The sequence below is a fragment of the Bombella sp. ESL0380 genome (assembly GCF_009725805.1).
GTDB classification, from domain to species: domain Bacteria; phylum Pseudomonadota; class Alphaproteobacteria; order Acetobacterales; family Acetobacteraceae; genus Bombella; species Bombella apis.
Window position 1 is genome coordinate 774,339 of sequence record NZ_WNIH01000003.1, and the last position, 11,915, is coordinate 786,253.

The following is an 11,915-nucleotide window of genomic DNA, read 5'->3' on the forward strand; positions in this document are numbered from 1 at the left end:
GAACGTTCCGCACCCGATGAAACTTTTCCACCGCAAGGCACGCACAAAGACCATAAGGCAGCATATTGCTGACCTCGTCCGGGAAGCCGCCAGTCTGGGGAAGACCAATCCTGACTCTCCCGAGCTGGACAGGCAGGAACGGGCGCTCATCATGAACGTACTGCGCCTGCGTACCATCACCGCTGATGACGTCATGATCCCCCGGGCCGACATCATCGCCATGTCGGATGATCTCTCCTTTGATGAGGCTCTGGGGCTGATGCGGGAGGAAAATCACTCCCGAATGCCCGTCTACCATGATGAGCTGGATGACATCGTCGGGATGATCCACGTCAAGGACCTTGTCGCCCATATCGGTACGAAAGAACCTTTCAACCTGCGTTCCCTTCTCCGCCAGCCTCTGCTCGTCGCACCCAGCATCCCGGTGCTGGACCTCCAGCTCCAGATGCGTCAGCGCCGTACCCACATGGCGCTTGTCATTGATGAATATGGCAGCATCGATGGCCTTGTGACTATTGAAGACCTCATCGAAACCATTGTTGGCGACATCTCTGATGAACATGACGAGCCGGTCACCACACCATGGTTCAACCGTCCCGATGGCACGATCGACCTTGATGCCCGGCTACCCGTCAAGGAGCTGGAAGAGCGCCTTGGCCCTGTTCTGACACGGGAGGAACGGGAGGCAGAAATCGAAACTGTCGGTGGTCTTGTCTTCCATCTGGCCGAGCATGTCCCGGCCCGTGATGAAGTGCTGGTTCATCCCAGCGGGCTGGAGTTCCGGGTGATCGATTCCGATGCCCGGCATATCCTGACCTTGCGGATGCGTGTCCCTGCCCACCTGCGGCGGCAGCCGGAAACGGCGGACGGGCAGACACCCTCCACCGGCCCATCCTCTTGACGGTACCACCTCTCTTGCCGTTCATGGCAGGATGAACCGTTGACCGATACCGCACCGTAGCCTTTCCCCCAGAACAAAGGAGCCGTCATGACCTCCCACCACCCATTTTCACGCCGTCATTTTCTGACCAGTGGTTCTGCCCTGCTGGCAACCGGGCTGACTGCCGGCACCCTCCTTGCCCAGAGTCCCGCTCTGGCACAGACACAGGCTGCCGCACCGAAAGACCCCCGCCTCTCTCCCCGCATCATCGGTGATGCCAAGGCTCCCGTGCTCGTTCAGGAATGGTTCTCCCTGACCTGCACCCACTGTGCCCATTTTGCGACGGACATCTTCCCCCAGGTCAAGGAACAGTTCATCGATACCGGGAAGATCCGTTATCAGTTCCACGATTTCCCACTGGATCAGGTTGCCATGATTGCTGCCATGGTGGCACGCTCCCTGCCTGAAGAACGTTACCTACCCTTCATCAGCTCCCTCTTCTCCCGCCAGATGCAGTGGGCCTTCTCTGGTGGAGACCCGGTTGCCCATCTCAAGCAGGAGGCTGCCCTGGCCGGAATTGCCCCGGATGAATTCGACAGGATCAGCAAGGACATGACCTTCGGGCAGGAACTGTATCAGCTGACCCAGCAGGACGGACAGACCTACGACATCAAGGGAACACCCTACTTCCGCTTCAACAGCACACCATTCGCTCAGGACCCTGAGACCGTGGAGAAATTTGCCGAGCTCGTCAGCAAGGCCTGATCCCCTCTTCCGCTTTCCTCCATCGCCACAGTCCACACGGGGTTCAATGACACAGCACAAGGCGATCACGACCCGCCTCGATATTGTCGGCTTCAAAAGCTTTGCTGATGAGGTCCATCTGGACATCCTGCCGGGCCTGACCGGCATTGTCGGCCCCAATGGCTGCGGCAAGTCCAACATTGTCGAGGCCCTGCGCTGGACGATGGGGGAAAGCTCCGCCCGTGCCCTACGTGGTGGAGAGAGCGATGACCTCATCTTTGCCGGGACAGGCAGCCGCCCGGCCCGCAATCTGGCCCGTGTCACCCTCCATCTTGGTGCGGCTGCCGGTCTTGCGCCGCCGCCCTTCCAGCAATCGGAAGAGCTGGAAGTCTCCCGTCAGGCAGAACGTGGTGCGGGCAGCACCTACCGCATCAATAATCGTATCATGCGGGCCAAAGACGTACAGACCATCTTTGCGGACCTGTCCTCCGGTGCCCGCAGCTCATCCATCATCAGCCAGAACCGTGTCAGCCAGCTCATCGCTGCCAAACCGGAAGAGCGTCGCCTCCTGCTGGAGGAAGCCGCCGGGATCACCGGCCTGCATGTCCGCCGCCGGGACGCTGAGCTGAAACTGCGTCAGGCTGAAAGCAATCTGGAACGGGCCGAAGAGCATCGCAGAACGCTGGACCAGCAGCTCAGCAGCCTCTCCACCCAGTCCGAACAGGCCCGACGCTACCGGCAGGCATCAGAGGATATACGCCAGCATGAACGGTCTCTGCTCATCCTTCAACATGCCAGAGCCGAAGAGCTCGTCCAGAGCCGCCGGGCTGCTCTGGAAAAAGCCAAAGAAGCCCTGGCCAGAAATGAGCAGGCTCTTCTGGATGCCAAAAAGCATGTCGAACTACAGGCAGAAAAACGCCAGCAGGAAAGCGAAGCTCTGGCCACGCTCCGCCAGCGGCTGGAGCAGTACCGCATCCATGTCGGCGTAGCAGAAGCTGCCCTCCAGCACCTGCAGCAGGCCTCGGCCGACCATGCCAGACAGCGGGCCCAGCTGGAAGATGATCTGGCCCGACAGAAAAAAGAGTTGAGCCAGCTGGAAGAACAGCAGGCTCAGACCCGGCTGGCACTGGAACAGATCATGGACCAGCAACGGGCCACCGCCACGAAGCTCCCTGCGCTGGAAGAGACGATCACGGCCCTGCAACAGACAGAAGCCACCCAGCGGGCCGACCATGCTGCGCTGTCATCCCGTTATCAGGATGGAACACTCCAGCATGAACGGCTCCAGAGCCGCCAGCAGGAGCTGGCACGTCAGATTGCTGATGACAGGGAAAACCTCAGCCATCTGGAAATCGAACTTCAGGCCATCGAACAGGACTGCACCCGGGAAGCAATTGCTGATCAGCTGCGCCAGCAGGTCTCCGCCAGCATGGAGGAAGCCAGCAGCTGCGAACGCAACGCCCGGGAGGCCGAAGCTCATTTTCAGGAACAGAGACTTCTCACCGACCGCACACAGCGTGATCTGCATGAAGCCAGAACCCGGCTTGAACAGCTGCAACAGCGTGAAAAAGAACTGACCCAGGCAGTGACCAGGCAGCAGTCCCGTCTGGAAACGGAACGAACCCAGAAGCAGGAAATCAGACACGGCCTGCTTGACAAGACCGCAGAAGAGCGGTTTCAGGCAGCCTGTCAGACCACACGGACACTGGCAGAACAGACCGCCCTTGCTGAAAAAGGTCTGATACAGAAGCGTGAACAGGCAGAGCAGCTCTGGCTCAGCGAGCAGGCTGCGCTGGAAAAATGCCAGCAGCGCCGCGAATTTCTGCAACAGGACGTCAAACGCCTGACCGAACAGCTGGCAGACCAGCAGGCACGCTCCACAGCAGCGCAGGCCGCTCTGAAGGACGCCCTTGACCGTGCGATCAGCATCGAAGAGCTCGATGGCGCACGGACCCGTCTCAACATGCTGGCAAAGCAGATCAACTCCCGCCTCGAAGCCATCACCCAGACCGAAGAACAGCACAATGCTCTTCTGGAACAGGAAAAAGAGGCACGGCAGGCCCTGCAACAGATCGAAACGGACCGGCTGCGTTACCAGAGCGAGCATGAAGGGCTGCAAAGCACCCTGCAAGGCAGTCTCCTCGCCATCCCCCATCCCGTACTGGAACAGCTGGAAATCCCGGATGCCCTCATCAGGGCCGTTGCAAGCGCCCTGACAGATGGGCTGGAAGCGTCTCTCCCCCCTGAGGGAGAACCCCTGACTGATACGCCACGGCAATGGCGCCCTCTGCCCCCGCTTGGGAAACAGACACCCGCAGTCAAGGCACTGGCGGCCCTGCCCAGTCTGGCATCCCTTATCAATATACCGGCTCCACTTGAGCGGGCTTTCCGGGCCATTTTCCTGCTGGAAAAGACTGAAGACGGCCCTGCCCTCCACCACTATCTTCAGCCTGGTCAGGCCCTCGTCACAAAAGAAGGGGGCCTCTGGCGCTGGGATGGTTTCATCCGCCAGCCCAACACGCCCACGGCAGAAATGGTACGCCTCCAACAGGCACAGGCCCTCAAGAAGACCGCCGCCGCCATTCAGACACTCGACCAGCAGCACGCTGTCCAGAAAGCTGCCGCCGACACACTGCACACACAGTGTGAAACACTGGCACAGGCACTGGCAGAACAGCGCCAGTCTGCCCAAAACGAACGTGACGAACAGGCACGGCAGAAGCACCAGCTGGAAGGGCTTACGGAACGCCATGCCTTCCAGCAGGAGCAGATCTCCCTTCTCCAACAGGAAGCCTCCGGCCATGAGGCACAGCAGAACCGGACAAAGTCACAGCTTGCTGCGGTACAGTCAGAGCTGAAGGCCCTTCCCGTTTCAGACAAGGCCGTCTCCGACGCTGCGGCAGTCCTCCAGACCATCCGGGATGAAGAACAGTCAGCCCGACTGGCCTCTGAAGAGGCCCGCTCCCAACACCAGAAAGCTGAAAACGAGCGACAACAGGCCCTGTTCAGGAACGATGCCCTGAAGAAACAGCTCGCTGAACGGACACAGACCATCGACCAGCTGGAGCAGGACATCAGGGAGCTGAGCGGACAGAAACAGACCGTACTGGACACACAGGCAAAGATCGACCTTCCAGCTCTTCAGTCGGCTCTGAAAACAGCAGAAGACGCACTCCATCATGCCCGACAGGCCGCAGCGGAGGCCATACAAAAGGCCGAAACAGTCCGCAAAGAGGCCACACGACAGGAACAGGCCCTTCAGGAGCGAAGCCGCCTTCTGGCTGGCCTGCAAGCCCGGCGGGAAAGCCTCCAGCAGCAGATCCAGACCCTGAAAACCACTCTAGAAAAACGCCTGACTGATGAGGCAGCCTGCCAGAAAAATCAGTCCGATCTGCCGGACATCGCCATTCTGAAAGAAGAACTCGACCGGACGAAGGCCGGGCTGACCAGCACCACGGATGCCCTTCAGCAGCACCGGGCAGACCATAACACCCTGTCGCAGACTCTTTCCCTGCTAAAAGAACGACACGGGCATCTGCTGACGGACAGCCAGAAACAGGCCGACCGGCATGCCCAGCTCCAGACCCTCATCAAGGACCTGACGGACCGCCACGCAGCCCTGATGACGGCCACCCCGGAGCAGGCGGAAGACTGCAGCCTTGCCCGCCATGAAGAGCAGCTCCAGCAGGATATGGAAACGCTCAGAACGCTGGAAGAAGAAGAGAAGGTCTTCACCAGCCACCTGGCCCAGACCGAAGCCACCCTGCATGACCAGCAGGCCCTGCTGGACCACCACAAGGATGGCAGCAGCCGCTACCGTGAAGACACCATCCGGCTTGGTGAACGGGCCGAACAGGCAGAAGAGGCTCTGGCTCTCCTGCGCCATGATTCCCCCCTGCCAGACAATGCCGAAGCCCCGAACACTGTTTCAGCCGATGCTGAACAGGCCCTGCGGCAGGCCCTGAAACGGGCCCTGAAGCGCCGTGATGATCTGGGCCCGGTCAATCTCTGTGCCGAAGACGAGTTCCAGACAGCCCAGAAAGAATCCGAACGAATCGCCCGGGAGCATCAGGACCTCTCAACCGCCATTGCCCGCCTGCGTGGCGGGGTCGGGGCGATCAACCGGGAAGGCCGACAGCGCCTCATGGCCGTCTTTGCGGACATCAATGAGCATTTCCAGAAGCTCTTCACCCGCATGTTTGGTGGAGGCAAGGCACATCTCCAGATGGTTGGCAGCGACGACCCGCTGGAGGCCGGGCTGGAAATATTTGCCCAGCCCCCCGGAAAGAAACTCTCAACCCTGTCTCTTCTCTCCGGCGGAGAGCAGGCTCTCACAGCCCTCTCGCTCATTTTTGCAGCCTTTCACTGCACGCCAGCTCCCATCTGCGTTCTGGATGAGGTTGATGCCCCCCTTGATGATGCCAATGTGGAGCGCTTCTGCACGCTCATCCGTGACATCACCAAAGAAACGGGCACCCGTTTTCTGGTCATCACCCATCACCAGCTGACTATGGCCCATATGGACCGTCTCTATGGGATCACCATGCAGGAACGGGGCGTGAGCCGCCTGCTCTCTGTCAATCTGGATGAAAGCATCCGCATGGTAAATGGTTGACCTTCTCCCATTATCATCAGACAATTAGTGCCCTTTAAGGCAACTGGAGGCTGAGTTTACAAAACCGTGAGCGATCGACCTATCTTTTCAGAACCACGGCTTGACGAATCGGTTTTATCCCGCATTCGCGAGCATGGTCTTCGCATTGTGGGAGACGTGCACGGTGATCTCAACGCTTTCCGCCATGCCATAGCCACAAAGCGCTTCATCATCCAGCTGGGAGATCTCGTCGATCACGGGCCGGACAGTGCTGGCGTGCTGGAAACCATGCTGGACCTGCTGGAGACGCACAGGGGCATGTTCGTTCTCGGCAATCACGACCGCAAGTTGGGCCGAGCGTTGGAGGGGCGGCGGCTGCGCCGTGACCTCCCGCTGGAAACCACCCTGAAACAGATTCAGACCTCCACAGCCGAAGACCTCGCTAACCGTTCCCTCAAAGCCGTCGCTCAGGCACCGGCATGGCAGAGGCTGGGCAACATGCTCTTCGTTCATGGTGGGTTCCACACGGCCATGCTCTCCGGCCCCCCGCCACAGACAGGGCTTGCCGACATGTCCGCCCCTCTTTCACGGGCACTCTTCGGAGAAACGACAAGCCGCCTCCAGCCGGACGGGTATCCAGAACGACGCCTGAGCTGGATCAACCGTATTCCAGAAGGTATAACCGTTTATGTCGGGCATGACAGACGGTCCCTTGATGGCCGCCCACTGCACCGAACTGGCCGGCTGGGAGGAAAAGCCATCTTCATGGATCTCGGCGCCGGCAAAGGCGGCCATCTCGCATGGATTGACCTCAATGACCTCTAAAAATGACACATTGCCTGATCCAACCCGTCAGCTGACCGCTCTCCGCCAGCGTATCGACAATATCGATGCTGCCCTCATCTATATGCTGGCAGAACGTTTCCGCTGCACAGCCGATGTGGGGGCTCTAAAAGCCTCCTCCCACCTCCCTGCCTGCGACCCGGCCCGGGAGAAAGAGCAGCTGACCCGCCTGCATGCTCTGGCCCAGGATGCCGGATTGGACATTGACTTCACAAAAAAGTTCTTTGCCTTTCTTGTTGGGGAGGTCATTGCCAATCATAAAGCTATTGCTGCACAATTTCAGGATACGCCACAAAATCCCGACCTGAATAAAGAATAGATTGATCCATTTTACCTATCATAAATATAAATTAACTTTATTTATCTATTTTTCTCCCATCCTGGATGGCCTCATAGTTACGACATGGTTTCTGCTAGACTGGAGATAATGTCGTGTCACCATCATCATCCTCCAGACCGAAGCAAGGATTGGCAAGCCTGGCGACTTACGCACTGGCGCTTCTGATCCTGCTTTTCGGCCTTTATTTTGTCATTTTCGGCTCATGGCTCATTCTGCTGGGTGGGTCCTGGTATTACACCCCCTGCGGACTCCTTCTCTGCATTTCCGGCATCTATCTCTTCCGCCAGAGCCCCACAGGAGCATGGAGCTATCTTCTCGCTTGGGCCCTGACAATTCCCTGGACGATCTATGAGGTCGGTTTCAATTTCTGGGGATGGTTGCCGCGCCTCTTCGGGCCCACCCTGCTGGCGGTTGCCGTTGTTGCCTGCCTGCCTCACCTTCTCCGCAACCAGAAGGAACACTACAATGCGTAACCAGTCTTACCTTCTCGGTATCCTTCTGGGTGGCACCATCCTTGGCACCTCGCTCCCGGTCCATGTGGCCCATGCCCAGATTCCTCCCTCGCTGGAAACCCCCGGCCCGGACAATGACAGCGAAGCGCAGACGAGCTCCAGCATCTACCACGACCCTGAGCCGGGTACCCCCCAGCCAACAGGCGTCAATGCCGCCAACCTGCCGGATATTGATGAGCTCCCCATCGACCAGCTCCCCCAGGCCGTCCCTCAGGAGAGTGCCAATCCCAAAGCTGAGGACTGGCCTGCCTATGGGCGTGATGACCAGGCGACACGCTATTCCCCGCTGACACAGATCACGCCGGAAAATGTCAGCAGACTGCAACGGGCGTTCATCTACCATACCGGCAGCCTCCCTCCCAAAGGGAAGGCCAACAAGTGGGCTGCAGAAACCACGCCGATCAAGGTGGGTGATTCCCTGTATCTCTGCTCCGCCACGAATGACATGATGCGTGTCGATGCCGCTACGGGGCAGGAAAAATGGCACTTCCATGCCCATGAAAGCTACGATGCCATTCCCTATACGGCGGCCTGCAAATCCGTCACCTACTACACATCATCCACCGCAGCGGATGGGCAGCCCTGCCATCACCGCATCATTGAATCGACACTGGACAACAGGCTGATTGCTGTTGATGCCGAAGATGGCAAGCTCTGCGAGACTTTTGGCCATGGCGGGCAGGTCAATCTCATGCAGGGCATGGGCTGGTCCGTCCCCGGTTTCGTGGCCATGACAACAGCTCCGCCCATCGTCAATGGCGTGATCGTCGTCAATCATGAAGTGCTTGATGGCCAGCGCCGCTGGGCACCATCAGGCGTCATCCGGGGATATGATGCCGAAAGCGGGAAGTTCCTCTGGGCTTGGGATGTCAATAATCCGGACAACCACCACCAGCCGGACAAGGACCATTATTACAGCCGTGGAACACCCAATTCCTGGGCGGCCATGACGGGCGACAATGCCCTGGGGCTGGTCTATGTGCCCACAGGCAACTCTGCGGTTGACTATTACAGCGCCATGCGCAGCGATGCGGAAAACAAGGTGTCATCCGCCGTGGTGGCGCTTGATGTCCGCACGGGTGAACCCCGTTGGGTCTTCCAGACCGTCCACAAGGATGTCTGGGATTACGACATTGGTTCCCAGGCAACGCTGTTCGACTATCATGCCGATGACGGAAGCATCATCCCGGCCCTCATCATGCCTACAAAACGGGGCCAGACCTTCATCCTCGACCGTCGGACAGGCAAGCCGCTGCCAGACTTCCCTGTCGTGGAAAAACCGGCTCCCAGCCCGGGCTTCGTTCAGGGTGATCCACGGGCTCCAACGCAGCCGTGGTCTGTCGGGGTTCCCCGTCTTGGCTTCCCGGAGCTGACAGAAGCCGCCACATGGGGCATCTCGCCACTGGACCAGCTGGCCTGCCGCATCAAATTCCGTCGGGCCCATTATGTCGGCGAGTTCACACCGCCTACCATCAAGCAGCCGTGGCTGGAATACCCCGGCTATAATGGGGGCAGTGACTGGGGCAGCATCTCCTATAACCCGCAGACGGGCATCCTGCTGGCCAACTGGAGCAGCCTGCCCATGTATGACCAGCTCGTCAGCCGCAAGAAAGCTGACAAAATGGGGCTGATTCCCATTGATTCACCCCAGTTCAAAGCTGGCGCTGGTGGGGCTGAAGGTAACGGGGCACAGGCGCAGACGCCCTATGGAATTGTCGTCACCCCGTACTGGAACAGCTTCACCCAGATGATGTGCAATGTGCCACCCTACGGGATGGTCACCGCCATTGACCTCAAAGCGCACAAGGTCCTGTGGCAGAAGCCACTTGGTTCGGCCCGTGCCAATGGCCCGTGGGGTATCGCCTCGCACCTGCCGCTGACAATCGGTACGCCCAACAATGGCGGTCCTGTCATGACCGCTGGCGGTGTCGCCTTCATCGGAGCATCGACCGACAACCAGATACACGCCATTGACCTCAAGACAGGCAAGACGCTCTGGACTGACGTGCTGCCCGGTGGGGGACAGGCCAACGCCATGACCTATGCCGTCAATGGTCGGCAATATGTCGCCATCATGGCCGGGGGGCATCACTTCATGCGCAGCCCGGTGTCTGATGCGCTGGTTGTCTATGCTCTGCCAGAGGCAGACAGCAAGTAACCTTGGGATCGTGCCGGTTGCATGAAAAAATCATGTAACCGGCATGTCCAGTGTATCAACCTGAGTTCCCTGACCAAATATATGGGTTGATCTTGTCAATCTGTTTTTATCCGAAACGTGTATCCCCATGGTTTCCTGATATTTTCTGGTCAACTGGAGATGGAACTGTGTCTTTTCTCTCTTATCCCAATGAAAAACCCAAAGGCGCAGATATAGCCATCTGGGCATTTGCCCTGCTGATTCTGCTTTTCGGGCTTTATTTCGTCATTTTCGGCTCATGGCTCATTCTGCTGGGTGGGTCCTGGTATTACACCCTCTGCGGACTGCTCCTCTGCCTCTCAGGCATCTATCTTTTCCGCCAGAGCCCTGTGGGTGCCTGGACCTATCTTCTCGCCTGGGCCCTGACAATTCCCTGGACGATCTACGAGGTCGGTTTCAATTTCTGGGGATGGCTGCCGCGCCTCTTCGGGCCCACCCTGCTGGCCATCGTGGTCGCTGCTTTTCTTCCCCGTCTCCTCCGCAACCAGAAAGTCACTCCCGATGCGTAATCAAGTCCGTCTTCTTGGTCTCCTTCTGGGAGGTACCATCCTCGGCACATCACTATCCGCCGTAAAAGCCCAGGAGGCCGCCTCCCCCAGCACGTCTCACGAGACGGCACCTGCGGAGGAAACGGTTTCCACCATCTATCATCCCCCTGCTCCCAACACACCCCAGGCCACAGGCGTCAATGCCGCCAACCTGCCGGATATTGATGAGCTCCCCATCGACCAGCTTCCCCAGGCCGTCCCTCAGGAGAGTGCCAATCCCAAAGCTGAGGACTGGCCTGCCTATGGGCGGGACGACCGGGCCACACGCTATTCCCCGCTGACCCAGATCACACCGGAGAATGTCAGCAGGCTGCAACGGGCGTTCGTCTACCATACCGGAGTCCTGCAACCAAAAGGCAAACTGAATCGACTGGCGCCGGAAACGGCCCCCATCAAGGTGGGTGATTCCCTGTATCTCTGCTCCGCCACGAATGACATGATGCGTGTCGATGCCGCTACGGGGCAGGAAAAATGGCACTTCCATGCCCATGAAAGCTACGATGCCATTCCCTTCACCTCTGCCTGCAAATCCGTCACCTACTACACGTCATCCACCGCAGCGGATGGGCAGACCTGCCATAACCGTATCATTGAGGCCACGCTGGACAACCGGATGATCGCCGTTGATGCCGAAGACGGCAAACCGTGCGAGGCCTTTGGCCATGGCGGGCAGGTCAATCTCATGCAGGGCATGGGCTGGTCCGTGCCCCGTTTTGTTGGGGTGACCAGTCCGGTTCCCATCATCAATGGCGTGATCGTGGTCAATCATGAAGTGCTGGACGGTCAGCGCCGCTGGGCACCATCAGGCGTCATCCGGGGATATGATGCCGAAAGTGGAAAGTTCCTCTGGGCTTGGGATGTCAATAATCCGGACAACCACCACCAGCCGGACAAGGACCATTATTACAGCCGTGGAACACCCAATTCCTGGACGGCCATGACGGGCGACAATGCCCTGGGGCTGGTCTATGTCCCCATGGGCAATTCCTCGGCTGACTATTACAGCGCCATGCGCAGCGATGCGGAAAACAAGGTGTCATCCGCCGTGGTGGCGCTTGATGTCCGCACGGGTGAACCCCGTTGGGTCTTCCAGACCGTCCACAAGGATGTCTGGGATTACGACATTGGTTCCCAGGCAACGCTGTTCGACTATCATGCCGATGACGGAAGCATCATCCCGGCCCTCATCATGCCTACAAAACGGGGCCAGACCTTCATCCTCGACCGTCGGACAGGCAAGCCGCTGCCAGACTTCCC

8 protein-coding genes and 1 pseudogene are annotated in these 11,915 nt (G+C 58.8%); all 9 read left to right on the forward strand.

Going from position 1 to position 11,915, the window contains the following annotated elements; genetic code table 11:
* The first annotated feature begins 16 nt into the window (after positions 1 to 16).
* Positions 17 to 901: a hemolysin family protein gene (locus GM608_RS04570; RefSeq protein ID WP_081563187.1), complete on the forward strand. Its 885-nt coding sequence runs from the start codon at positions 17 to 19 to the stop codon at positions 899 to 901.
* 87 nt (positions 902 to 988) lie between these two features.
* The gene (locus GM608_RS04575) at positions 989 to 1,645 is read left to right on the forward strand and encodes a thioredoxin domain-containing protein (protein WP_043560036.1); all 657 of its coding nucleotides are present in this window, start codon (positions 989 to 991) and stop codon (positions 1,643 to 1,645) included.
* Positions 1,646 to 1,691: 46 nt separating this feature from the next.
* Positions 1,692 to 6,239: an AAA family ATPase gene (locus tag GM608_RS04580; protein ID WP_333645101.1), complete on the forward strand. Its 4,548-nt coding sequence runs from the start codon at positions 1,692 to 1,694 to the stop codon at positions 6,237 to 6,239.
* Between the two features lie 147 nt (positions 6,240 to 6,386).
* Positions 6,387 to 7,043 (forward strand): metallophosphoesterase, encoded by a 657-nt coding sequence (locus GM608_RS04585; protein ID WP_081563190.1) that lies wholly within the window; start codon positions 6,387 to 6,389, stop codon positions 7,041 to 7,043.
* Positions 7,033 to 7,380, forward strand: coding sequence for a chorismate mutase (locus tag GM608_RS04590; protein ID WP_249079626.1), 348 nt, complete (start codon positions 7,033 to 7,035; stop codon positions 7,378 to 7,380). The genes GM608_RS04585 and GM608_RS04590 overlap by 11 nt, the downstream gene beginning before the upstream one ends.
* Before the next feature lie 113 nt (positions 7,381 to 7,493).
* Positions 7,494 to 7,874 (forward strand): hypothetical protein, encoded by a 381-nt coding sequence (locus GM608_RS04595; RefSeq protein WP_052349052.1) that lies wholly within the window; start codon positions 7,494 to 7,496, stop codon positions 7,872 to 7,874.
* On the forward strand, positions 7,867 to 10,071 hold the full coding sequence (locus tag GM608_RS04600; RefSeq protein ID WP_333645102.1) for a pyrroloquinoline quinone-dependent dehydrogenase: 2,205 nt from the start codon (positions 7,867 to 7,869) through the stop codon (positions 10,069 to 10,071). Before GM608_RS04595 ends, GM608_RS04600 begins: the two co-directional genes overlap by 8 nt.
* Positions 10,072 to 10,238: 167 nt before the next feature.
* On the forward strand, positions 10,239 to 10,619 hold the full coding sequence (locus GM608_RS04605; protein ID WP_227431441.1) for a glycerol dehydrogenase: 381 nt from the start codon (positions 10,239 to 10,241) through the stop codon (positions 10,617 to 10,619).
* Positions 10,612 to 11,915 (forward strand): annotated as a pseudogene (locus tag GM608_RS04610) (membrane-bound PQQ-dependent dehydrogenase, glucose/quinate/shikimate family); the annotation flags it as partial. The gene GM608_RS04605 and the pseudogene GM608_RS04610, both read left to right, overlap by 8 nt.

Excerpts from the sequence above, each read along its gene's own strand:
- GM608_RS04590 (WP_249079626.1), top strand. The coding sequence starts at position 7,033 with ATGACCTCTAAAAATGACACATTGCCTGATCCAACCCGTCAGCTGACC.
- GM608_RS04570 (WP_081563187.1), top strand. The coding sequence starts at position 17 with ATGAAACTTTTCCACCGCAAGGCACGCACAAAGACCATAAGGCAGCAT.
- GM608_RS04575 (WP_043560036.1), top strand. The coding sequence starts at position 989 with ATGACCTCCCACCACCCATTTTCACGCCGTCATTTTCTGACCAGTGGT.
- GM608_RS04600 (WP_333645102.1), top strand. The coding sequence starts at position 7,867 with ATGCGTAACCAGTCTTACCTTCTCGGTATCCTTCTGGGTGGCACCATC.
- GM608_RS04580 (WP_333645101.1), top strand. The coding sequence starts at position 1,692 with ATGACACAGCACAAGGCGATCACGACCCGCCTCGATATTGTCGGCTTC.